The sequence below is a fragment of the Ferruginibacter lapsinanis genome, from assembly GCF_020783315.1.
Classification (GTDB): domain Bacteria; phylum Bacteroidota; class Bacteroidia; order Chitinophagales; family Chitinophagaceae; genus Ferruginibacter; species Ferruginibacter lapsinanis.
Map to the genome: position 1 here is coordinate 1,234,396 of NZ_CP086063.1, position 24,265 is coordinate 1,258,660.

Annotated in this window: 25 protein-coding genes; 13 read left to right on the plus strand and 12 right to left on the minus strand. The window is 37.1% G+C overall.

Features of this window, described 5'->3' with window-relative positions; genetic code table 11:
- Positions 1-19: 19 nt before the first annotated feature.
- The 4 genes from LK994_RS05410 to LK994_RS05425 all read right to left on the minus strand — a co-directional run bounded on the left by LK994_RS05410 (position 20) and on the right by LK994_RS05425 (position 3,676).
- On the minus strand, positions 20-760 hold the full coding sequence (locus tag LK994_RS05410) for a ParA family protein (RefSeq protein WP_229761873.1): 741 nt from the start codon (positions 758-760) through the stop codon (positions 20-22).
- A gap of 48 nt (positions 761-808) precedes the next feature.
- Positions 809-2,848 (minus strand): excinuclease ABC subunit UvrB, encoded by a 2,040-nt coding sequence (gene uvrB / locus LK994_RS05415; protein WP_317206745.1) that lies wholly within the window; start codon positions 2,846-2,848, stop codon positions 809-811.
- 79 nt (positions 2,849-2,927) lie between these two features.
- Positions 2,928-3,224 (minus strand): hypothetical protein, encoded by a 297-nt coding sequence (locus LK994_RS05420; protein WP_229761874.1) that lies wholly within the window; start codon positions 3,222-3,224, stop codon positions 2,928-2,930.
- Positions 3,221-3,676: a methylglyoxal synthase gene (locus LK994_RS05425; protein WP_229761875.1), complete on the minus strand. Its 456-nt coding sequence runs from the start codon at positions 3,674-3,676 to the stop codon at positions 3,221-3,223. The genes LK994_RS05420 and LK994_RS05425 overlap by 4 nt, the downstream gene beginning before the upstream one ends.
- Positions 3,677-3,902: 226 nt before the next feature.
- On the opposite strand from LK994_RS05425, the gene typA reads away from it, so the two are divergent.
- Positions 3,903-5,714 (plus strand): translational GTPase TypA, encoded by a 1,812-nt coding sequence (gene typA / locus LK994_RS05430; protein ID WP_229761876.1) that lies wholly within the window; start codon positions 3,903-3,905, stop codon positions 5,712-5,714.
- A 48-nt stretch (positions 5,715-5,762) separates the two neighbouring features.
- Here typA and LK994_RS05435 read toward each other — a convergent pair whose 3' ends face one another.
- Both LK994_RS05435 and LK994_RS05440 read right to left on the minus strand, forming a co-directional pair.
- Positions 5,763-6,884: a glycosyltransferase family 4 protein gene (locus tag LK994_RS05435; protein WP_229761877.1), complete on the minus strand. Its 1,122-nt coding sequence runs from the start codon at positions 6,882-6,884 to the stop codon at positions 5,763-5,765.
- Entirely contained in the window at positions 6,884-7,591 is a 708-nt protein-coding gene (locus tag LK994_RS05440; RefSeq protein ID WP_229761878.1) for a class I SAM-dependent methyltransferase, read from the minus strand. The genes LK994_RS05435 and LK994_RS05440 overlap by 1 nt, the downstream gene beginning before the upstream one ends.
- 68 nt (positions 7,592-7,659) lie before the next feature.
- On the opposite strand from LK994_RS05440, the gene LK994_RS05445 reads away from it, so the two are divergent.
- The 3 genes from LK994_RS05445 to LK994_RS05455 all read left to right on the plus strand — a co-directional run bounded on the left by LK994_RS05445 (position 7,660) and on the right by LK994_RS05455 (position 9,454).
- Entirely contained in the window at positions 7,660-8,406 is a 747-nt protein-coding gene (locus tag LK994_RS05445) for an FkbM family methyltransferase (protein WP_229761879.1), read from the plus strand.
- Positions 8,390-9,181 carry a glycosyltransferase family 25 protein gene (locus LK994_RS05450; RefSeq protein WP_229761880.1) on the plus strand — a complete coding sequence of 264 codons (792 nt, stop codon included), beginning with the start codon at positions 8,390-8,392 and terminating at the stop codon, positions 9,179-9,181. Before LK994_RS05445 ends, LK994_RS05450 begins: the two co-directional genes overlap by 17 nt.
- 66 nt (positions 9,182-9,247) lie before the next feature.
- Complete coding sequence (locus LK994_RS05455) at positions 9,248-9,454, plus strand: hypothetical protein (protein ID WP_229761881.1); 207 nt, start codon at positions 9,248-9,250, stop codon at positions 9,452-9,454.
- A gap of 11 nt (positions 9,455-9,465) precedes the next feature.
- Here LK994_RS05455 and meaB read toward each other — a convergent pair whose 3' ends face one another.
- Positions 9,466-10,362: a methylmalonyl Co-A mutase-associated GTPase MeaB gene (meaB, locus tag LK994_RS05460; protein WP_229761882.1), complete on the minus strand. Its 897-nt coding sequence runs from the start codon at positions 10,360-10,362 to the stop codon at positions 9,466-9,468.
- Positions 10,363-10,368: 6 nt separating this feature from the next.
- The gene (locus LK994_RS05465; RefSeq protein WP_229761883.1) at positions 10,369-12,171 is read right to left on the minus strand and encodes an ABC transporter ATP-binding protein; all 1,803 of its coding nucleotides are present in this window, start codon (positions 12,169-12,171) and stop codon (positions 10,369-10,371) included.
- Between the two features lie 172 nt (positions 12,172-12,343).
- Here LK994_RS05465 and LK994_RS05470 point away from each other — a divergent pair, with 172 nt between their 5' ends.
- The 8 genes from LK994_RS05470 to LK994_RS05505 all read left to right on the plus strand — a co-directional run bounded on the left by LK994_RS05470 (position 12,344) and on the right by LK994_RS05505 (position 18,301).
- Positions 12,344-13,108 (plus strand): glycosyltransferase family 2 protein, encoded by a 765-nt coding sequence (locus tag LK994_RS05470; RefSeq protein WP_229761884.1) that lies wholly within the window; start codon positions 12,344-12,346, stop codon positions 13,106-13,108.
- A gap of 4 nt (positions 13,109-13,112) precedes the next feature.
- Complete coding sequence (locus tag LK994_RS05475; protein WP_229761885.1) at positions 13,113-13,748, plus strand: LON peptidase substrate-binding domain-containing protein; 636 nt, start codon at positions 13,113-13,115, stop codon at positions 13,746-13,748.
- 62 nt (positions 13,749-13,810) lie between these two features.
- Positions 13,811-14,542, plus strand: coding sequence for a type III pantothenate kinase (locus tag LK994_RS05480; RefSeq protein ID WP_229761886.1), 732 nt, complete (start codon positions 13,811-13,813; stop codon positions 14,540-14,542).
- Complete coding sequence (locus LK994_RS05485; RefSeq protein WP_229761887.1) at positions 14,535-15,839, plus strand: hypothetical protein; 1,305 nt, start codon at positions 14,535-14,537, stop codon at positions 15,837-15,839. Before LK994_RS05480 ends, LK994_RS05485 begins: the two co-directional genes overlap by 8 nt.
- Before the next feature lie 9 nt (positions 15,840-15,848).
- Positions 15,849-16,427, plus strand: a complete 579-nt coding sequence (gene lptC, locus LK994_RS05490; RefSeq protein WP_229761888.1) for an LPS export ABC transporter periplasmic protein LptC — start codon at positions 15,849-15,851, stop codon at positions 16,425-16,427.
- Positions 16,428-16,497: 70 nt separating this feature from the next.
- Entirely contained in the window at positions 16,498-17,487 is a 990-nt protein-coding gene (locus tag LK994_RS05495; protein ID WP_229761889.1) for an aldo/keto reductase, read from the plus strand.
- 1 nt (position 17,488) lies between these two features.
- A complete protein-coding gene (locus tag LK994_RS05500) occupies positions 17,489-17,845 on the plus strand; it encodes an arsenate reductase (RefSeq protein ID WP_229761890.1) in 357 nt (118 codons plus the stop codon).
- Positions 17,846-17,890: 45 nt separating this feature from the next.
- Positions 17,891-18,301, plus strand: coding sequence for an OsmC family protein (locus tag LK994_RS05505; RefSeq protein ID WP_229761891.1), 411 nt, complete (start codon positions 17,891-17,893; stop codon positions 18,299-18,301).
- A 48-nt stretch (positions 18,302-18,349) separates the two neighbouring features.
- Here LK994_RS05505 and LK994_RS05510 read toward each other — a convergent pair whose 3' ends face one another.
- The 4 genes from LK994_RS05510 to LK994_RS05525 all read right to left on the minus strand — a co-directional run bounded on the left by LK994_RS05510 (position 18,350) and on the right by LK994_RS05525 (position 23,234).
- Positions 18,350-19,930 carry a DHA2 family efflux MFS transporter permease subunit gene (locus LK994_RS05510; RefSeq protein ID WP_229761892.1) on the minus strand — a complete coding sequence of 527 codons (1,581 nt, stop codon included), beginning with the start codon at positions 19,928-19,930 and terminating at the stop codon, positions 18,350-18,352.
- Positions 19,931-20,147: 217 nt separating this feature from the next.
- On the minus strand, positions 20,148-21,266 hold the full coding sequence (locus LK994_RS05515) for an HlyD family secretion protein (protein WP_229761893.1): 1,119 nt from the start codon (positions 21,264-21,266) through the stop codon (positions 20,148-20,150).
- A 32-nt stretch (positions 21,267-21,298) separates the two neighbouring features.
- On the minus strand, positions 21,299-22,615 hold the full coding sequence (locus LK994_RS05520) for a TolC family protein (protein WP_229761894.1): 1,317 nt from the start codon (positions 22,613-22,615) through the stop codon (positions 21,299-21,301).
- Positions 22,605-23,234: a TetR/AcrR family transcriptional regulator gene (locus LK994_RS05525; protein ID WP_229761895.1), complete on the minus strand. Its 630-nt coding sequence runs from the start codon at positions 23,232-23,234 to the stop codon at positions 22,605-22,607. The genes LK994_RS05520 and LK994_RS05525 overlap by 11 nt, the downstream gene beginning before the upstream one ends.
- 142 nt (positions 23,235-23,376) lie before the next feature.
- Here LK994_RS05525 and LK994_RS05530 point away from each other — a divergent pair, with 142 nt between their 5' ends.
- On the plus strand, positions 23,377-24,219 hold the full coding sequence (locus LK994_RS05530; protein WP_229761896.1) for an oxidoreductase: 843 nt from the start codon (positions 23,377-23,379) through the stop codon (positions 24,217-24,219).
- Positions 24,220-24,265: the final 46 nt, after the last annotated feature.

The following is a 24,265-nucleotide window of genomic DNA, read 5'->3' on the forward strand; positions in this document are numbered from 1 at the left end:
ATTTCTCTACATAAAAAATCTACAGCACCCCTTCCTTGATCTCTGTCCACAGTTCTCTGTAACATTTTGCCGCATAACTACTGTTGGCAAACTCCATAATAGGAGCTTTGTGAATGCCCATTTTTTCTACATCAGATAAATATGGAATATAGTTTTGGAAGAATCGCTTGTCTTTATATAATTCATCCATGATCTCATTGTGCATAGTTTTACGCAGGTCGGCCATGGTAAAGAAGCACATCATCTTACTGCCATCTAAATCCTTTTCTTTGAAATAATCTTTTACCATGTGATAGGTACGGATAGATAAAGTGGTTGGAATAACCGGCATTAACACAATATCAGCGGCATTGAAGATATTTTCACTTAAAGCACTAAATCCCGGAGGGCAATCAATAAATACAAAATCATATTCTTTGTCCAGTTGTTTTAATACTGACTTCAATCTGTTCTTGTTTCCCTTCATTTCTTCCAGCATGATATCAAAACTTTTTGCAGAATTGTCGGCAGGTATGACATCCAGTAATTCAAAATCAGTAGAAAGAATTCCGTTTTCAAGATGAGCATCTTTAGTGATTAATTTTTTGATGCCGGGGTGCACTTTAGGTTTTGCTTTGTAATAAAAAGAGGAGGAGCCTTGTGGGTCGATGTCCCACAATAAAGTTTTAAAACCATCGGCTGCCGCCAGATAAGCGAAGTTTACGCAACTGGCAGTTTTGCCAACACCGCCTTTAAGATTGTAGAGAGCAATTGTGGTCATAAACGGCTAAGATTTAGTGTTTTAGAAAAGGATTCCTAAGATACTGAATTATTTTTTCATTTCTCCCAACTCTTTCTGCATCCTGAACATTTCATCTCTTAATTTAGCAGCTTCCATAAAATCAAGGTCTTTAGCCGCTTTTTCCATCGCCTTTTTTGTTTGGCTGATGGCCTTTTCAAGTTGGGGAATGGTGTTATATATTACCTGTTCATCAGCAGCAATGTTAACTAACTCCTCATCAGCGCCTATTGAATAAGGGTTTGACGGATCGTACCCTTTCACATCCAGCACCGAGCCCTGAGCAAAAACCTGCTCTTTACTTTTTATGATCGTTTTTGGAGTAATGCCGTGTTCGATATTATATGCGATCTGTTTTTCTCTTCTTCTCGTCGTCTCATCAATGGTTTTTTGCATGCTGTCAGTCATCTTATCTGCATAAAAAATAACCAGGCCATCAACATTACGGGCAGCCCTGCCCGCAGTTTGGGTTAAACTTTTCTCATTACGTAAGAATCCTTCTTTATCAGCATCTAAAATAGCTACCAGCGATACTTCCGGAAGATCTAACCCTTCTCTTAACAGATTTACCCCTACCAATACATCAATTTCTCCCAAACGTAATTGACGCAAAATTTCAACTCTTTCTAATGTATCAACTTCACTATGGATATATTTACTTTTAATATTGATGCGATGAAGATATTTGTCCATTTCCTCAGCCATACGTTTGGTAAGTGTGGTTACCAATACTCTGTCGCCTTTTACCACACGTTTATCAATTTCATCTAGTAGGTCATCGATCTGATTAATAGATGGACGTACTTCTATTGGAGGGTCGAGTAGGCCCGTAGGTCGTACAACCTGCTCTACTACTACGCCTCCGGTTTTTTCCAGTTCAAAATTTCCCGGCGTAGCCGAAACAAAAATGGTTTGGTTCAATAAACTTTCAAATTCGTGAAAATTCAAAGGACGGTTATCTAATGCACTGGGTAAACGAAATCCGTAATCAACCAAATTAAGTTTTCTGCTTCTGTCGCCGCCATACATACCGCTTACCTGTGGAATGGTTTGGTGGCTTTCATCTATCACACAAATAAAATCTTTCGGAAAATAATCCAATAAGCAATACGGTCTTGTACCCGGGTTTCTTCTGTCAAAAAATCTGGAGTAGTTTTCTATACCGTTGCAATAACCGAGTTCACGGATCATCTCTAAATCGTAATTCACTCTTTCCGTAATACGTTGAGCTTCTATGAATTTCCCGCTTCTTTTGAAATATTCTGCTTGCGCTGCCGTTTCATCCTGTATCTCATAAATTACTTTTTGCAAAATATCTTTTGGGGCAAGATATAGGTTTGCAGGAAAGATGGCAGCATTCTCTACCAGTCCGATACGCTTTCCAGAAGCCAGTTCCAGCGTTTCGATACTTTCGATCTCATCGCCAAAAAAAGTAATGCGATACCCAAAATCTACATAAGGAAGATTGATATCTACTGTATCACCTTTTACCCTGAAAGTGCCTCTGGTAAATTCAATTTCGGTACGGCTATATAAACTGTTTACTAATGCATGCAAAAATGCTTGTCTGGAAATAACTTGCCCGGTTTGTATCCTGATGATCCCGTTTTCAAAATCAACCGGGTTCCCCATACCATAAATACAGCTTACACTTGCAACAACAATGATATCTCTTCTGCCACTTAATAATTGAGCTGTTGCCTGTAATCTTAATTTATCTAATTCCTCATTAATGCTAAGGTCCTTTTCTATGTATGTATTACTGGTAGGCATATATGCCTCCGGTTGATAGTAATCGTAGTAGCTTACAAAATAACCTACGGCATTATCCGGAAAAAATTGTTTAAACTCCCCATATAATTGAGCAACCAGTGTTTTGTTATGCGTCAGTACAAGCGTAGGTCGTTGTATATTTTGTATAACATTGGCAATAGTAAATGTTTTACCACTGCCGGTTACACCTAACAATGTTTGGTATCGTTCTCCATCCAGAATTCCTTCTGTAAGTTGCTTTATAGCATTCGGCTGATCGCCTGCTGGTGAATATGGTGACTGAAGATTAAACTGCATGATAATTTAAATGTGCAAATTGGCAGGTCACGAATTATCGGGACAAGTATGCAACTGTAAATTACAACGCTTTTTCGTTTTATTTGTTCGGGAGTTTTATTTTGTCAATTTCATTTTTTCTGATGAACCAGGCAATTGTAAAAGTTGGAATAATATCTGTAAAGGGGAGAATTTCTTCTAAAAAATTTAATACACCACCGATCTTGCCGAATCTGCCACCAAATAATTTGTAAAAGATAAAGCCGGAAAGAGGTGCCCACACTACATCTGTAAATTCAGCCATCGCCGGTACCAGATAACTCAACATGCCAATCAGGTCTAATAATATGCAGAGGCCGAGGTTGGGTAAAAATATCTTTTCCTTATTTGCTGTCATTCTACCTTTCTGTTTAGATAGCTATTGTAATCTGTTACATCTATCTTGTAATCAGTATTCATCAACGGGGATGTAAAAATAAAATCGGCAGTAGTTCTGTCGCAGGCTAATAAGATATTCCAGGCTACGCCTAATCTTAGTAAGGCCTTTACGTCACTATCGTGTGGCTGGGCTTCCATTGGGTCCCAAAAAAATATAAGAATGTCAATTTTACCTTCGGCAATCATTGCCCCGATCTGCTGGTCACCTCCAAGCGGACCACTTAATAATTTTTTTACAGGACGATCTAAATTTTCTTCTAATAACTTTCCGGTAGTACCGGTAGAGATCAGGTCATGTCTTGCCAATGCAGTCTTGTTATGCATGGCCCATTCGATTACATCTTTCTTTTTTTTGTCGTGAGCAACAATGGCAATCGTTTTTCTGGTGCCTAGTGTTCTGGATTCTTTCATTGAAAATCGTTTTAACAATAGTACGTTATTTCTATTGTATTAGGCTGGTTTTTGACGTTAAGTTTACCTTGTATTTGATTGTTTTAGCAATAAATCGGCTACTGAATCATGCAAAATGGGTACTCCCACACCCCCTTAATTTACTTTATATTTAATGCGGAAAGCCCGTAAAATTGATGTACCTTTGCACACTTAAAAAAGCCGCAAAGGCTATATATACAGTTTTATGAATATTAGAAACATCGCAATCATTGCCCACGTAGATCACGGTAAAACAACCCTGGTGGACAAAATATTGCACAGTACCAATACCTTTCGTGAAAATCAGGAAACGGGTGATTTGATAATGGATAACAACGATCTTGAAAGAGAAAGAGGAATCACCATTTTCAGTAAAAACGTATCTGTAACTTATAAAGACGTAAAGATCAATGTGATAGATACTCCCGGGCATAGTGACTTTGGTGGTGAGGTAGAAAGAGTATTGAAAATGGCAGATGGGGTATTATTATTAGTGGATGCTTTTGAAGGCCCGATGCCACAAACTCGTTTTGTATTACAAAAAGCATTGCAATTAGGCTTGCATCCTATTGTTGTCATTAATAAAGTAGATAAAGAAAACTGTCGTCCTGACGAGGTGCATGATGCGGTTTTTGAATTATTCTTTAACCTGGATGCTACTGAAGAACAGTTGAACTTTCCTACTATTTATGGTAGTAGCAAACAAGGTTGGATGAACACCAGCATTACACCTACAGAGAATATCCTTCCTTTGATGGATGCTATCCTGGAACATGTACCAGAGCCAAAAGCAAATGAAGGAACTACACAAATGCAAATTACTTCATTGGATTATTCTTCTTTCCTGGGAAGAATTGCGGTGGGTAAAGTAGCCCGTGGTTCTGTAAAAGAAGGACAAAATATTGTGATGGTGCAGGCCGATGGTAAATTGGTAAAAAGTAAAGTAAAAGAACTGTATACTTTTGAAGCTTTGGGTAAAAAGAAAGCAACAGAAGTTTTTGCAGGAGATATTTGTGCGGTAGTAGGATTGGAAACTTTCAATATCGGAGATACTATCTGCGATGCTGAATTCCCCGAAGCCTTACCTGTTATCAGTGTTGATGAACCAACCATGAGCATGATGTTCAGTATTAACAACTCTCCATTCTTTGGTAGAGAAGGTAAGTTTGTTACATCACGTCATCTTAGAGACAGACTATTTAAAGAGACCGAAAAAAATCTGGCATTACGTGTAGAAGATACCGATGGTGCTGATAGCTTCTTAGTGTATGGTCGTGGTATTTTGCATTTAGGTATTTTGATAGAAACCATGCGTAGAGAAGGTTTTGAGTTGACAGTGGGCAATCCTCAAGTGTTGGTTAAATATATTGATGATAAAAAATGCGAACCGTATGAAAACTTGGTGGTAGATGTTCCATCTGAATTCAGCGGTAAAGTAATTGATCTTGTTACTCAACGTAAGGGTGAAATGACCATTATGGAAAGTAAAGGCGAAATGCAGCATTTGGAATTTGAAATCCCATCACGTGGGTTGATCGGTTTGCGTAGTACTATGCTTACAGGTACTGCAGGTGAAGCGGTTATGGCACACAGGTTCATCGAATACCGTCCATGGAAAGGAACGATACCTGGCCGTAATAACGGTGTTCTATTATCAAAAAATACAGAAAGAACAACCGGTTATTCAATTGATAAATTACAGGATAGAGGCAGATTCTTTGTTGATCCGGGAGAAGAGGTATATGTTGGTCAGATCATAGCTGAACATATTAAGCCGGGAGATCTGAACGTAAATGCTACGGAACCTAAAAAATTAACGAATCACCGTGCAAGTGGTAGTGATGATGCAAGTAAGGCAGCGCCAAAGATCATGATGACCTTAGAAGAATGTATGGAGTATATTCAGCAAGATGAGTGTATTGAAGTAACACCGAAAAGCATTCGTATGCGTAAAGTGGTATTGGATGAGAATGAACGTTCAAGATTAGCCAAATCAATGAAATCAGAAACAGCATAAAACCTGTGTAGAAAAAATAAAAATCCCCTGTTATTTAACAGGGGATTTTTATTTGGAATAATAACTTTCTAATAGCTCAACCATTTTTGCTTCATATGGCTGAGGATATTTTTCTGTAAAAACTGTATAAGCATTTTCGCCTAATGTTTTCCAGTCGTTCCGTTGCAGCCAACATTCTTCCAATGTCGCATCAATATCTTCTATAGTTGCTCCTTCACTTACAAATCCGGTAATACCATTTTGTACCCATTTAGGCATTTCGCCAACGTTACTTACAATACAGGGTCTAGCCATTGCCATTGCCTCAACAACAGAAAGCGGCATTGCGTCTACCCTTGTTATCTGAAATAAAAAATGACAACTTCTGAGTGCTTCCTGAACATTATTGGTATGACCTTTTAAGATTATTTTTTTTTGCAGATCAAGATCGATTATCAATTGTCTTAAGGACGCTTCGTCTTTGCCTTTTCCATATAGATGTAAAACCCAATTCCTTTGCATCCATTTTTCCGTCGACAAGGTTTTAATTAGTATGTCCTGAGCTTTTCGGTAATTATCTAACTCGGCTAACATTATCCATATGTACTGATTGTTTAGGGCAGGATACGGAGTTATATATTGAGGAACAGCAAATGTGATCGGATTGTAAATTACTTTTTGTTTAGGAACGGTAATATGTAAATTTTGTTTAATTGTGTCAAACACTTTTTCTGTTGCCGCCATATTTACACAAGCGTTATTGATCCAATGGCTGTATATCGATGTTTTATGTTTTGATAAAGTGTCATTAACGTTATAATTATGACTGCATAAAGCGTAAGAAGTGAGGCGTTTATATAAGTGCTTCAACGGACCATATACTACATCGTTCCAGCTACCCTGATTAATGAAAACAAAATCATATTTTTCAAAAGGGATATTTTTTAGGCGTTGTTGTAGTTTCCATTTACCAAAAACACTTTTCAATATTTTTTTTGAAGGGAGAAGGTGGACGGTACCACCTCTTTTTTCCAGTTCAGACAAGCGACTTTTTTTTTCATCCCAATCATAACAGCATACATCCACAGTATAATTATTGTCTGCCATCCACAAAGCTGTTTTATACCATATCTCCTCACTGCCTCCCCAGGCACTGCCATTCATTAGTGAGAGAAATAAAACAGATTTCATTATATTTTTTTTGCTACGACTATGTAATTAATGGTCCAAATATCGTCTCTGTATTTTTTATCAGCCCATATTGCAATATGGTTAATAAGCCAGGTGAGCTTAAGTTCGATAAAAAGTAGTTTTAATATTTTTGATTTTACTGTTTTGTATTTAAAGGTAGAATAAACAGTGTTGAGCATCATTTGAAACATGGCTGCCCATTTGCCTCCGTTGGCTTTTATGTAGTTAATTTCAAAACCAGCTTCTTCAAATAATTCTTTTAACCCATGTTTACTGATCCTGAAAAAATCGTAGGGCTCTTCGTGTAATTCCCAGGTGAATGGAACAGTTAAGATGATATTTCCCTGTGGCTTTAAAACCCGGTATGCCTCTTTTATCATGCTGTGATGATCGTACACATGTTCCAAAACCTGTGTAGATATCACTGTATCAAAAGTATTGGTTTCATATGGCAGATCTGTTGCCAGGCAAATAGTGTCAACTAATTGCTCGGTGCTTTGGGTGGCATCACAACCTGTGGATTCTGTCGTAAGTGGTTGATACCACTCTTTATAGGGTTTGTTTCCACATCCCAGATCAAGTAACTTTCCTTTTGTAAAATTGTTTATTGCTTCTTTTAAATCAGTCATCAAAAAATACAAATGAATATAATCAGGCGATTTTTTCTTTATTGATACCCCCTTAAGTCGTGGCATTTCTTTCCTCATAAATGATTTTTTAAAAACACGTTTTAAATTGTAGCTTCGTTCACACAAACAGAATTTTCAACAATAATATGTCTAAATTTCCTGCGTTAAAAAAATACCTTGGTTTTAGTGCTGCTGTGTTAGTTTATTTTAAGCTGAAAACAAAAAAACTTGATGCCACTAAGGTAAAGAATTTGTCGCATCCCTTTAAAATGAGAGATAATCCTTATGATTATGCCACATTTGAAGAAGTTATTTTAAAAGAGACATATAATATCCCAGTAGATTTTTCTCCCAAAAATATCATTGACTGCGGTGGCAATATCGGACTTACCGCTTGCTATTTTGCTACAAAATTCCCTCAGGCCAATATCATTACAATTGAGCCTGACACAGATAATTTTACTGTTTTGAGTGAAAATATATCACACTACACAAATATCACCGCCGTAAAAGCAGGAGTATGGAATAAACAAACTCATTTAAAAATAACCAACGGATCAGCAGGTAATAATTCTTTTATTGTTGAAGAAAAAAATTCTCCAGATGGAGATACGATCGAAGCGGTGAGTATTCCGTTTTTAATGGCAAAATCAGGATGGGACCATATTGATATTGTAAAAATGGATGTTGAAGGAGCAGAGAAAGAAATTTTTTCAGAGGGATTTGAAGAATGGTTACCCAAAACAAAAGTGGTTATTATAGAATTACATGATTTTATAAAACCAGGTTGTTCCAAAACAGTGTTTCATGCATTCGGCCAATTTAATTTTTCATTTAATATTAAAGGCGAAAATATAATTTTCACCAATCTTTCTTTTGACAATCGACACTAACATAAGTCAACATCTTCAACAATATTTTGATAAAATATTTGTTGTATCTGTGCCAAGATTTACAGAGCGGCATTTGTATGTACAAGAGCAGCTAAAAGGGCTGCCCTTTGATTTTTTCTGGGGAGCGGATAAATTGAAATTGGATATCGAAGAGCTAATGTCTGCCGGAATTTATGATGAAGTAAAAGGGAAAAAATTACAAAGGCAGAAAAGAGCATTAAGTCTTGGAGAAATAGCCTGCTCTTTATCACACAGAATGGTGTATGAAGAAATGATAAAACATAATTGGCAAAGAGTATTGATTTTTGAGGATGATGTTTGCCCTATTCATTCCAATATTCCCTTGTTAACCGAAGTATTTGCTGAATTGCCACAAAACTGGGAGCTGGTGTATTTAGGCTATCAGAAATACGAGACTGTAACACCTGTTTTAAAACGAAAACAGTTATTTTATAAAATACTTAGCAGTATGGGGTTAATGAAATGGACTTATACCATGGTATGCAATATGTTACCTAAGCCTTATAGCAAACACCTTAATATTGCCGGGTTTCACGAATGTACACATGCCTATTGCATTACACTTTCTGCTGCAAAAAAGTTGCTGGACGCTCAAACGCCGATTGTTTATCGGGCAGATGATCTTTTATCCTACACCATATTAAAAGGGGATTTGAATGCTTTTATCACTCAACCAAAGTTTTTTGACCAGGGATCTCTTCACCAAACGGGTATAGTTTCTGAAGTAACCGATCGGTTTACAGAAAAATCTTAATTCGTAATACTTTTCTTTTAAAGCTTTATATCAGATAGCAATAGTTCTGTAACTTTGCAGTTCTTCATGAAAAAAGCACTCTCGGTTTTGGTTGTCGTTAGTTTATTTGCGCTTAAAACAGCAGCGCAGTGCTCATTGTGTACTAAAACAGCCCAGCAGTTAGGAGAAAAACCAGCTTTGGGACTCAATCAGGGGATTTTATATTTAATGATGATGCCTTTTATTATTGTTGCTTTTATAGGTTACAAATGGTGGAAAAGTAATAGGGGGTAAAGAGGAGCCGCTCAATAGTTTTTAATAAACCTGTATAAATTAAAATTATTTCCTTCCTGTTCAATTTTATCTTTTAATTCGTTTTTATCAACATCATTCATTCTTTTTTTCTGAATGAGCTGATATGCTTTTTCAGTGATCAGCCAGCTTTTTTTACTGTTAAATGTAGCATGTTGAATATGGGATGTAATCGCATCTAACAATTCATCAATTCCTGTTTTTTGAGAAGCGATCGTTTTAATGACAGGAACAGGGATTGTTTTTTTATGAAACGCCGGGGCCAGCATTAAGCGTAAATTTTTTACAAAAGTATCTGCTTCGGGCCTGTCTGCTTTGTTCACCACGAACATATCAGCTATTTCCATCAACCCTGACTTCATAGTTTGTATTTCATCGCCGGCTTCAGGAACAACTACAACAATCGTAGTATCTGCCAGTCCGGCTATTTCAACTTCGCTTTGCCCTACACCAACAGTTTCTATGATAATGTAATCAAAAAATGCTGCTTTCAACAAGTCAGTGATCTCGATAATTTTGGGGTGTAACCCGCCCAAAGAGCCTCTGGTAGCTAATGAGCGGATGTATACATTTGGGTTGGTATACCATTCGCTCATGCGTATTCTGTCGCCTAACAATGCCCCTAAATTAAAAGGCGAAGATGGATCAACGCAAAGAACAGCCACTTTTTTATTTTGTGTGATCATGCGGCTGATCAATCCATCAACCAATGTGCTTTTACCTGCACCCGGAGGACCGGTTATTCCTATTACCGAAGTGTTTTTATTGGGTAAAAGTTGGAGCAATTCTTCATATCCCTCCGCTTCATTTTCAATCAGGGATATACATCTGGCCAGTGCTTTAAAATCACCTGCTTGTAAAAGATCAATATATGATTGCCATTGATTCACTATAAATTATTTTATCTCCTGCATTTCAACCAGTTTACTATAAAATCCATTCTGATCAATCAATGTTTGATGATTGCCCCTTTCAATGATTCGTCCGTTTTGTAATACAATAATCTCATCGGCATTGCTGATCGTACTCAATCTATGTGCTATTACAACAGAAGTTCTGTCTCTCATTAAATTATTGATCGCCTCCTGTACCAATCTTTCACTTTCTGTATCTAATGAAGATGTGGCTTCATCCAAAATCAATATAGGTGAATTTTGCAATACAGCTCTGGCAATGGTAAGTCTTTGTCTTTCGCCTCCACTGAGTTTTGTGCCCCTGTCGCCGATATTAGTTTCAAACCCTTTTTCTTTTTGAACAATAAAATTATATGCATTAGCAACTTTTGCAGCGTGTGTGATCGTTTCTTCCGGAGCTTCCAGTTTTCCTAAAGCGATATTGTTTGCAATAGTATCATTAAATAAAATAGGCTCTTGAGTAACAAAACTCATTTGTTTACGCAGTGATTCTAATGTGTATTCATTGATATTTTTTCCATCCACTAAAATTTCTCCTGAACTTACATTGTGAAAACGGGGGATGAGATCTACCAATGTACTTTTTCCCGACCCCGAAGATCCAACCAATGCAATCGTTTTTCCTTTGGGGATTATAAGATCAATATTATGAAGCACAGTTTTGTCGCCGTAAGAAAAACTAACATTTTTAAATTCTATACTATGTTCAAATGTTTCTAAATTGATAGCATCAGGTTTTTCTACGATAGTAACAGGAGCATTTAAAATCTCTTCCACACGATCAAGGGCTCCCATTCCTCTTTGAATACCGGCAATAGTACCGGCAAGATTTTTTGCAGGATTGATCAACATGGCAAAACTTAAAATGAATGTGATCAGATCTCCACTGGCCAACTGGCTACTGGGAGAAAAAACCAATTTACCTCCTACAAAAAGAATAATGCAAAGTACGGTTACGCTTAATACTTCGGTAAGCGGACTTGCCAGATCCCTTCTTCTTGTCATGCTATTAAGAATGTCAATCAGTTTGTTATTGCCATGCTTAAATTTCTCCATCATTTGTTCTTCAGCAGTAAAGGCTTTAATTACTTTCATGCCACCCAAAGTCTCTTCTACATGACTCAGGTTGCTTCCTGTTGTTTCAGCAAGACTGGTTGATTCTTTTTTTAAGCGTTTACTGATACGACCGATTACAAAAACAGTTACAGGGAGCAATAAAAGTAAGAAGAGGGATAATTGAGGACTTAGATAGATCATGTAACATAAAAAACCAATGATAGTGAACGAGTCTTTTATTAACCCTTCTAATGAGCCAATGATAGAATTATATATTTCACCAATATCGGAAACCATACGGCTCATCAGGTCTCCCTTACGTTGTTCGGAAAAAAATCCTAAAGGCAAACTTACTATTCTGTTGTAAAGGCGTATTCTAAATCCTGATATGATATTGTTTCTTACAGGGGTAGACACATAAAATGACAGATAAAGAAATAAATTCTTAAGAAATGTTGCTATTACAATAACTACGCACATGATAGCCAACGTATAAATCTTGTCATGCGCCACGATCATTTGCTGAAAATAGTTTTTTAAGTCGCCAATAGCATTTGATTGAATGGTTGAATTTTTTACATCTGTATTAAAAATTAAATTTAAAAACGGAGATAACATGCCAATAGACAACAACGAGAATACTGTTGCCAACAAGGTTAAACAAATGTAAAGCGCCAGTTTTTCCTTTGGGATATGTATGTACTTAAATACTCTTAAAAAATTCTTCATAATTACATATAGCTGTAGCAAATAATACAGCGGTGCAAAGTTACGCCGATTATTTACATGCGTAGACCCAATGCCGTAAATATTGAATATAATACATAAATGGTAGAATCTGCTTAGCCTCGTTGCTGTAAATATTTTGTTAGATTTGCCTTTCAATGGCATTTATAGACAAATGGTAAAATTATCGGTTGTAATTATTACAAAAAACGAGGCTCACATTATTGCAAATACCCTGCAAAGTCTTGCAGGTATTACTGACGATATTGTGATAGTAGATAATGGGAGTACTGATAACACAATCAATATCTGCAAACAATTTAATGCTCATGTAATTACTACTGATTGGAAAGGCTATGGGGAAACTAAAAATATTGGTATAGACGCAGCCAGGTATGATTGGATATTAGGTATAGATGCCGATGAAGTAATTGATAAAGAACTAAAAAATGCCATTCTGCAGATAGACTTTTCTGAAGAGAAGAATCTGTATGAAGTGAAGTTCAAGAATTTCTTTTGTAATAAATGGATAAAATTCGGAGAATGGTCAGGCGATAAACATATAAGACTTTTTAATAGAAAATATGTACGATGGAATAATGCAGCTGTGCATGAAAGCCTGATCTTTCCGGTTGAAGCAAAGAAACATACTCTCAAAGGAAACATCCTGCACTACACAACAAATAGTTTCGATGAGCACATTGAAAAAACGATCCGGTATGCGAAGCAGAATGCTGAAAAATATTTTAACCAAGGTAAAAAAGCCGGGATAATAAAACTATACTTATCGCCATTTTTTACATTTGTAAAGCACTATATTTTCGAATTGGGTTTTTTAGATGGTTGGTATGGATTTTTGATCGCAAAAAATACAGCATGGTACACGTATTTAAAATACAAGTTTTTAAAAGAAATGACTATCAAACAAAAAAATCAATAATTTCTTGACAAACTTCATTCCCATATTTCCATTAGCAATTGTTGTTTATCCAGGCGAAGAACTGAACCTGCATATATTTGAACCAAGGTATAAGCAATTAATTCAATATTGTATCGACAACAAAAAACCATTTGGGATCCCTGCTGTAATTAATAACCAGGTAAAAGATTTGGGCACTTTGGTTGAGTTGGTTGAAGTTTCAAAGGTGTATGATAATGGAGAAATGGATATAAAAACCAAAGGCAGCAAGGTTTTCAGAGTTTTAGAAACAGTAAAGGAGATACCAGATAAATTATACAGCGGAGCAATAGTTAGTTACCCGGACAATAGTTTTACCGGCAACAGAAGACTGATGCAGAAAGTGATAGAAGGAATAAGGCATTTACATGAATTATTGAAGGTTACAAAAACCTTTAAAAAACCTGATACAGAGATCGAGAGTTATGATGTAGCTCATCACATGGGTTTGTCTTTAGAGCAAGAGTATGAGTTACTTGGTTTGATGGAAGAGATTCACCGTCAGGAATATTTAAAACGTCATCTTAAAAAAGTATTGCCTGTAATGGCAGAAATGGAGACGCTGAAAGAAAGAGTAAAGCTAAACGGGCATTTTAAAAATTTAGGAGGATTAGAACTTTAGTTTTCAATTCTTAGTTAATAGTTGTTCACTAACTACGAACTATTAACTACAAATTACAAACCATGAACTATACAACACTTTGCTTTGATTTTGGAAACTCTCGTTTAAAATGTGGAGTTTTTACAAATGACTCTTTCAAGGAAGAAGTTGTTTTGCCCAATGATGATACAGCAACGATTGCGAAACTGATCGAAACCTATAAGCCTCAAAAAGCGATCTTATCATCAGTCATTAATCATAATCCGGAGATTGAAAGTTTGTTATCGGCCAAAACTTCATTTCATAAGGTATCACATCTTACCAAAATAAATTTTACCACCCCCGTTGGCAAACCGGAAACAATTGGGGCAGACAGGTTGGCTTTGGTGGCGGCAGCAGCACATTTTTATCCCGGTAAGAATAATTTAGTGATTGGATTGGGTAGTTGCATCACGTATAACTTCATTAATCAGTATAATCAGTTTCTGGGAGGGGCCATTTCCCCGGGCACACAAATGCGTTTTAAGTCGATGCATGATCATACTGCAAAACTGCCTTTAATTGAAAAAGACTGGAATTTCCCCGTAATTGCCTACGATACCAAAACTAATTTGCAAAGTGGTGTATTGGCAGGAATTAGCTTTGAAATAGACGGTTTCATTGACTTTTACGCATCCAGGTATGGCAACTTTAACGTGGTTTTAACCGGCGGAGATGCAGTGTATTTTGCCCAACGGCTTAAAAACAAGATATTTGCAGACTTTAATTTTATATACAAAGGACTGTATGCACTCAGCGAAACTAACAATGACTAAATATTTCCCTCTTTTTTTACTTGCTTTCAGCTTTCAGCTTTCAGCTTTTTCTCAGGAAAACTCTCCTTATTCCAGGTATGGCGTAGGCGATATGGTTCCAAATCATAATATTTTGACAAGAGGAATGGGGGGCATTTCAGCAGGCTATGCAAACGGACAAATGTTGAATTTCACCAATCCGGCAAGTTATTCTAGCTTATCGAGTACCATATTTGATCTAGGTGCAGAAGTAGATTCAAGAAAATTAAAAAGTATCAGCCCAACACAAAATTTTACTGCTACCAATGCATTGTTTTCTTACATGCAGGTTGGGTTTCCAATCAAAATGAAAAGAGCCAATAAAAAGAATATTTTTTTAGGCGTAAACATTGGACTTAAACCTACATCAAGGATCAATTATAAAATTGCAAAATTTGAAAGACTTCCGGGAATTGATAGCCTGGTTACTTTTTATGAAGGATCAGGAGGAATCAATGAAGCTTCTGCAGGAGCAGGTCTTACTATAAAAAACTTTAGCATTGGTTTTAATGTGGGCTATATGTTTGGCAATAAAGATTATAGCACACAATTGACATTCTTAAATGATACTGTAAGATATTATGAGTCTAATTCTTCAACGAAAACAAATTTTGGAGGGTTGCTTCTCAATGGTGGCATCCAATACAAAATCAAGATAAATAAAAACACACTCCTTCGTTTAGGCGGATATGGTAATCTGAAACAAAGTTTATCAGCCAGTAAAGATGTGCTAAGAGAAACAGTAGTATTTGATGCAGACGGCAGTTCAACTAAAGTTGATAGCGTATACGAAAATACACTTAAAGGGAACTTGGTCTATCCCGCGAGTTACGGTTTTGGGTTTACGCTGCAACAACCTAACTGGTTGTTTGGCGCAGATCTTGAAATGACGCAGTGGAAAGATTATCGTTTTTATGACGAAAAAGATTTCGTTCATAATAACTGGAAGATAAGAGCAGGTGCAGAATATTTTCCTGCGAAAGACGCAACATCATTAAAAAAATATTTCAATTTTGTAAAATACAGAGCCGGGTTTTATTATGGTCCTGACAATGTGAAATTAACAACTAATATTCCGGAATATGCATTCACTTTCGGAGCTGGGTTTCCGCTTAAATTACGCAGAAGTTACTACGAAACGCAAACTTCAATTTTAAATGTTTCTGCTGAAATAGGCAGCAGAGGAGATAAAAAATCTAATCTTCGTGAAAATTTCTTTCGCTTGGCATTTGGTTTTTCTCTGAGTGATCTATGGTTCAGAAGAGCTAAATACGATTAATTATACGCAATGACAAGCCCATCGTCATTATATAAAATATTATTTATTACAGCTTTGGCAACAAGCTGTATTTTTTTTTATTCCTGTAATAATGATAAACTGAAAAAGAAAAATATCGGTGATCAAAAAACCGGGGTAGAAGTAGCAAAAGACGTAAGGATCAATTATTCTATTGCAGGCAATAGAAAAGCTGTATTGGTTGGTCCATTGATGTACCGGGTGCAGGACACGGTATCATATATAGAGTTCCCTAAAACGATTCATGTAGATTTTTTTAATGCAGCCGATGTAATCGAAAGTAAATTGGATGCCAGGTATGCAAAGTATAAAGACAATCAGAATATTGTTTTTTTAAAAGATAGTGTGAGGATTGTTAATGTAAAAGGCGATACGCTGTATTGCGATGAATTATACTGGGACAGAACCAGAACCAATACAGAATTTTATACAGAAAAACCTGTAAGGATCAGAACCAGGACCCATCTTATAAACGGAATTGGTATGGATGCCAGTCAGGATTTTACAGAGTGGCACATCGTTCAATCCACCGGATTTGTAAAAGTCCCTTCTTCTCAATTTCCTAATTAAGGAAAAATGTCAAAATAGTCGGATTGCCATTTGAATCTTATGTAATTTCATTGCCTAAATAAATTTTACTATGGAATATCGTCGTCTCGGGAAATCAGGCTTACAGGTAAGTGTATTATCTTTTGGCAGTTGGGTAAGTTTCAGCAAACAAATAAATGATAAGGTAGCAGATGAATTAATGGGTGTTGCTTACGACAATGGCATTAATTTTTTTGATAATGCAGAGGTATACGCTTTAGGCGAAAGTGAGAAAATGATGGGGAGAGTGTTGAAAAAGAAAAAATGGGATCGAACAAGCTATACCGTTAGTAGCAAAGCTTTTTGGGGTTGGAGGGGAAAAGAAAATAAACCCAATCAGACGGGATGCAGTCGTAAACATTTGATAGAAGCATGCGATGAGGCGCTGCAGCGTTTACAGGTAGATTATTTAGATATGTATTTCTGCCATAGGCCAGACAAGAACACACCTGTTGAAGAAACTGTTTGGGCCATGAATCACCTGATACAACAAGGTAAAATAATGTATTGGGGAACCAGTGAATGGAGTGGCGTTGAGATCATGGAAGCGCATACCGCAGCACAACATTACCGACTGATCGGTCCTACAATGGAACAGTCGCAATACAATTTATTTGAACGGAACAAAATAGAAAATGAATTTCTGCAGATATTCAAGAACGTAGGCTTAGGCACTACCATCTGGAGCCCGCTTGCATCAGGGCTTTTGAGTGGTAAGTATAATGATGGCATACCTAAAAACAGTCGGTTTGCTTTACAAGGTTTTGACTGGCTAAAGGATAGATGGGTGGCAGATGATAAATTAAAAAAAGTTAAAAAACTGAGTGAGCTGGCGGCTAAGATGGGAGTTAGTACCGCAGCATTAAGTATTGCCTGGTGTATTAAAAATCCGAATGTAAGCACTGCTATTTTAGGGGCAACAAAAAAACAGCAACTGCTAGATAATTTAAAAGCATTAGATGTATTACCCTTGCTTACGCCTGACGTATTGGAAAAAATAGAAACAATTATGAAAACAAAACCGGTACTACCCGAATTTTAAAATGAGTCAGATTATTATCTACGGCATTCCCAATTGCGATACCATAAAAAAGACATTGGATTGGTTCAAACAACATAATGTTGAATATAAGTTTCACGATTATAAAAAATCCGGTATTACAAAAGAAAAACTGAAACAATGGTGTAAGCAGGTAGGCTGGGAAACAATATTGAATAAAAAGAGCAGCACATGGCGGGGACTTACGCCAGGGGAGCAGGCTAAAATCACCACACAGGCAGCCGCAATAGAGTTAATAGCAGCAAATACAAGTATTATAAAACGTCCGGTAATTGAAAATAATACCCAAATCAGTATAGTTGGATTTGACGTAATAAAATACAATGAACTATTTTTGTAAATCTTACTAAAGAGATATTTTACATTAACCGTCAAAAAATAAACAATGAAACGTAACGCAACTGCCGTTTGGAACGGCTCCGGTAAAGAAGGCAATGGTCATCTAACCACACAAAGCACCACATTGAACAAAACACAATATTCTTTCAATTCCCGTTTTGCAGATGGCGTAGGTACTAATCCCGAAGAATTAGTAGCAGCCGCACATGCCGGATGTTTCAGTATGAAATTGAGTTTTGTTTTGGGAGCTGCAGGTTTTACTCCTGATGTAATCGAAACAAAATGCGACATTACTTTGGAAGAAGGCACCATTACCAATTCTCATTTAACGGTAGCCGCTAAAATACCCGGTATCAATCAGGAACAATTTGAAGCAGCAGTAGCTGATGCAAAAACAAATTGTCCGATATCTAAATTATTGAATACTAATATTACTCACGAAGCTGTATTAGGATAAAAGTTGAAAAGGTTTAAAACGTTTAACATCAAACGTTTTAAACCTTTTTTAATGCATCGCCTCCGACAGGTCTATCTTCGCTTTTTTATTTCCTTTTACTACCAGCACAAACGGAACACAGATCAAAAACAGAATACCTAGGTAAAGAAATACATCCATGTATGAAAGTACTGCCGCCTGTTTAGTTACAATGTGATCCATTGCAGTGTAACTACTTTTCAACGCTTGTTCTGAAGGTATTCCTTTATTCATAAAATTATGCTGCATACCCTGGATCCTTTGTTGTACCGCAGGGCTATTTACATCCAGATTACTGATGAGCGCATTTCTATGAACCATATTCTGACGAGACATGAATGTAGTAATCAATGCCACACCAAAAGAACCTCCCAGTTGTCGCATCATACCAGTGAATGCTGCACCTTGTCCAATCTCCTGCCCCTTAAGTGTAGACAGAGATAAAGCAGTAATGGGTATAAATAACATACCTAATCCAACACCTCTTACGATCAGCATCCAAAAGAAATTACTTGAATCTGTATCAGGCGTTAAAATAGAATAACCCCAAAAAGTAAATATCGAAAATGCGATCATACCTGCAGCTACCAGGTATTGTTGGGGCACACCTTTTTGCAATAGTTTACCAATGATCGGCATCATCACTGCAGTAGTAAGCGCTGCCGGAACCATCAACATACCAGCCTGCTGTGCTGTCCAACCCAAAATAGACTGTGTATATAATGGTATGATAAAGGTTGAGCCATATAACCCAAATCCCATGATAAATGAAAGGATGGTACCAACTCTCAGATTCCCGTTTTTCAACACACGTAACTCAACTATCGGGTTCTTAAATCTCAATTCTCTCCATATAAAAAAATATAATCCAAGTGCTGCAGCAACTGCCAGATACAAGATCGTACTGCTGTTAAACCAATCGTCATCCTGCCCTTTTTCTAGTACGTATTGCAAAGAACCCACTGTGATTGCTAGTAAACCAATGCCCAACCAGTCAATATCTGCTGCTTTACTTTTTTCGCCATATTTAGGACTGCGAACATACTGTAGCGTTAGTAATGTTGCTACCACGCCTAAAGGAATGTTGATATAGAAAATATAAGGCCATGAGGCATGGTCAACAATAAACCCACCTAAAGGGGGGCCAAGCGTAGGGCCAATAATAACACCTAAACCGTAGATGGCCTGGGCCATACTTCTTTTCTCCGGTGGATAGCTTTCGGTGATAATTGTTTGTGAAGTAACTAACAATGCTCCGCCACCAACACCTTGTAAAAAACGGAAAGCCACCAACTCCCAGATGCCTGTTGCATTACCACATAAAAATGAACAGACAGTAAAAAGAATAATAGAAGCTGCGAAATAATTCCTTCGTCCAAATTGTACAGATAACCAACTGGTCATAGGAACAATGATCACGTTACCAATTGCATAAGCAGTAATAACCCAACCAACTTCTGTAAGTGTAGCCCCCAGCGTTCCACGCATGTCGTTTAATGCCACATTCACAATAGTGGTATCTACAATTTCAAGCAAAGCACATAGTATAGCCGTGATCGTTATGATCACACGTCTTCCTCCATACTCCACCAATGATTCCATTTGTTGCATATTGAATTGCCCCCATCTCCGCCGTGGCGGATATTTAATTTTTTTAATTATGTACCAAACTGCATCACTTTACTCCCCTTCAGTGGCGTCATGCATTTGCCGATGTTAAATCGGCATCCCGAATTTATTTCGGGACTTGTACATTTTTTCTATGTTCATCAAAACGTCAAAGTGTTATATTCTTCCCGGTTCCCTCTTTAGGGGGCGGCTGGGGTGTTTATAAATGCACATCCACCGCTACATTCATACCAGGTCTTAATTCTTTTACCAAAGAATCTGTATGATTATTAAATTCTATTTTAACAGGTAAACGTTGTACTACTTTTACAAAATTTCCACTGGCATTATCAGGAGGTAGCAAAGCAAAGCGGCTGCCTGTTGCAGGAGAAAAAGATGTTAATGTGGCTTCAAAAGGATGACTCGGAAATGCATCAACATGTACGGTTACCTTTTGACCGATACGCATTTTTTCGAATTGCGTTTCTTTGAAATTTGCAACTACCCACACATCATTACTCAATACAATACTGAACAATGATTGTCCTTGTTGTACCAGTTGCCCTTCCTGCACATTTACTTTTGATACCAATCCACTTTCCTGGGCAACCACTACAGCATACGAAAGATTTAATTTAGCTTCTGCAACTTCTACTTCTTTTTGTTTAATAACAGCTCCTGCTACATTTATTTGAGAAGAGGTGGCATTGCTTTGAGAAGCGACTGCATTGGTTTGTTGCGATACCTGGTTCTTTTGTTGTACCAATATCTGTAACTGACGTTCAGCAGTTTGTTTGGCAGCATCTGCCTGTTCAAATTGTTGTTGAGTAATAGAATGATCTTTTATCAGGTTAGCATATCTGTTATAGTCCTGTGTAGTACGCCATACATTTACTTTGGCTGCTTCTATTTGCGCATCTACAGTGTATACACCCGCTTGTGCACTGGTAATATTTGATTTAGACGCATTGGTTGTTGCTTGAGCTGCACCTAAATTACTTTGTGCGGTTGCTAATGCGGCTTCCGCCTGTTGTAGTTTTAAGGCAAGATCTCTATCGTCTAAAATTAAAAGAGTATCCCCTTTTTTTACGATCTGATTATCTTTTACACGTACTTCTTTTACATAACCACCTACTCTTGGAATTACAGGGCTTATGTTCGCTTCTATCTGAGCATCATCAGTTTCTTCGTGATGTTTGGCGTGCTGATATTTGGTTAATCCAAACCAGGTGCCACCAATTACAAGCAAGGCCAAAACTATGATAAAGGTTTTGTTGCTTTTTTTGGGAGCTCCGTTCTTTTGGTTATTCCCATTAGTTTCATTAGTATTCTGTGCCATAATTATATTTTTATTGATTTTATTCTGAGTATTTATTTTGCGTCATTTAAAATTCCAGCGGCCTGCAATAACCTGTTGTATGCCAAAAACGAATCCGCTTTTGCATTGGTTACACTTAATTTTGCTTGCAGCAATGCAACATCTGCGTCTAACAATTCAGTTGTAGTAGACAATGCATTATCATATTTGTTTTTGGTGATGCGGTAATTTTCGGTAGCCTGCAACACTGATTTTTCGTACACTTCGATCTTTTTTACACTTACCAGGTAGTTTTGGTACGTTTGATTGATCTGCAAACGAATATTGTCATTCAGTATATCCTTGTTGGCTTCTACTTGTTTTATTCTTGCTTCTGCCTGTTGAATTTTTGTTTTGTTCTTCCATAGTGATGCAATATTGTACTTAACACCAACACCGACATTTACAGCATTATAAACGGTTAAAAACTTTGGAATATCTGCAGCAACATATCCTGCGGTTAAAGCAATAGAAGGGTATCGGTCACTTTTAGCAATTTTAATTCCGAGGTCTGCAGCTTTTTTTCTTAATGCGATAGCATTGATGTCTTTACGGTTTTGTATAGCATCCTGCTCATATTCATCAATGGTTTTAATGGTAGTGGGTAATTCCAATCCGGTTTTGTCAGGAATCAATATTGTTTGCTCTGGTAATCCCATCATGATGTTCATGTTTACACACGCCACTTTGTAATTACTTTCCGCATCCAACAATGTCAGTTCAATATTCGAGGATTGTAATTCAACTTTTAGCAGATCATTTCTTGGGATCAAACCATTTCTTTCAAGATTGGTAAAATCTTTTACTCTTTGTTGAGATTGCTCCAGGTTTTCCTTCACCAAACTAATAGCCTGGTGCGCTTTAAATAGATTGATACAGGCATTTACAATATTAAATACCACCGCATCATGATCGTTGTCGGCATCTAACTTAATAGCCTGCTCAAGATATTGTGCTGATTGAATACCGTATTTTAATTTGCCTCCTGTGTATAATGGAAGCGATGCGTTAAGCATACCATACATTGCCTGGTTAACATTTGGCCCGCCGCTCCCGCCACTGGTATCAGAACCACCTTTAAGATTAATGACCGGTTTGATTGGTAAATACAAATAAGATGCACTTACGCTTGCTTCGGGTAATCGATGCTCTTCAGCTTCTTTTACATTAGCGGCGGCTTCCCGGATTTTAGCCTCATTTAATTTTAACAACTTGCTGTTTTTTAAACCCAGATCAACTGCTTCATGCAAGGTGATATTTCTTGTTTCCTGTGCCGACAAAGATTGCAGGCTCAGGAAACTGATGGAGAGTATTATTAATTTATGCTTCATGAGTTAATGTTGCTTTGAAAATGAATTTTAATTGAGTGCTGAGTTTTTTCTTTATCAATTTTTGAAATTGTTCATCAGGCATATCCTGAAGATTATTGATTTCCCGATAAAACCGTTGGGTGGCGATCATATGGGTTACAGTGCCAACCAATACAGCCATCAGCATGGGAACATCAATATTTTTTGCAAATTCACCGGTTTTTTGCCCTTCATGTATGAGCTGTTTTACCAGCTGTTGATTTTGTTTTTTGAAATGATGGATCAGCTCATGTGTAACGCCTCTTTTATTAGTTACCTGTTCACTCATCATGATCTTATGAAAACATTGCTGGTTTTGAAATTTATTGATATAATAATCAATGAGTACGTTCACTTTTTCTAATGTTGAGAGTTCTTTATTGTGCAGAATGTCTTCCAGTTTTTTGGCTGAATCCATAGCTCGGTGAGTAAACAGTGCTTCCAGTAATTTTTCTTTGGATCCAAAATAATAGGATATCATCGCTACATTGACACTGGCTTCATCAGCAATATCTCTGACAGAAGTTCCATCAAAACCCTTGTCTGCAAAGAGCTTTTCTGCCGTTTGAATGATTTGTAATTGCTTTTCGTTGTATTCCATGGTTGTTGTTTAAAACACAAAGTTAAACAAACGTTTAATATTAATCAAACATTTGTTTAATTTTTTTGTTTAACTTGCAGCTTAAATAAACAGTTGTAAAATTTTGTTTATTTATATTGTATTATTCTTTAAATACTTTTTTATGATAGCACAGAATAAAGTTTGGTTCATTACAGGTGTATCATCAGGCTTGGGCCGTCACCTGGCTGAAGAAGTGGCAAAATCCGGAAATATTGTTATTGGAACTGTAAGAAAGCAGGAACAATTAGCCGGAATAAATGATCTGTTAAAAGGGAAAACCTTTGGTTATTTACTAGATGTAAATGATCATCAGCAGGTAAATGAAACAATACATGCGGTAGTAAATGAATTCGGACAAATTGATGTACTGGTTAATAATGCAGGATACGGTTTAATGGGAGCGATCGAAGAAACATCCATGGAAGAGGCAAGGGCACAAATGGAAACAAATTTCTTTGGTGCGTTGGCGGTTACCCAGGCGGTGTTGCCTGTGATGCGTAAACAAGGATCAGGTCATATCGTTCAGATCTCATCGCAAGCAGGAATTTCGGCCAACCACGGACTGGGCATTTATAATGCCAGTAAGTTTGCTTTGGAAGGTTTCAGCGAAGCTTTATATAAAGAAGTATTGCCATTGGGTATAAAAGTTACCTTGGTAGAGCCTGGTCCTTTCAGAACAGAATGGGCGGGAGCATCTATGAAGTTTGCCGAAAAAACGATTGAAGCATATGCAGATACCGCCGGAAGGTTAAAGCAGTACATTCAAAGTATCAGTGGCAATCAACCGGGTGATCCGATAGCAGGGGCACATTCAATCATGAAAATTGTAGCTGCAGAAAACCCTCCACTAAGATTAGCGTTAGGTAAACTTGCGGTAGAGACTTTAAGAAAAAAAGCAGATTGGATAAAACAGGAAGTGGCAGATTGGGAAAAGGTGTCTGCAGATGCGGATTATAAAAACTAATAATAGTCTGACCTTTGGTCCGGTCAAATTGTTTAGATTTGGTAAA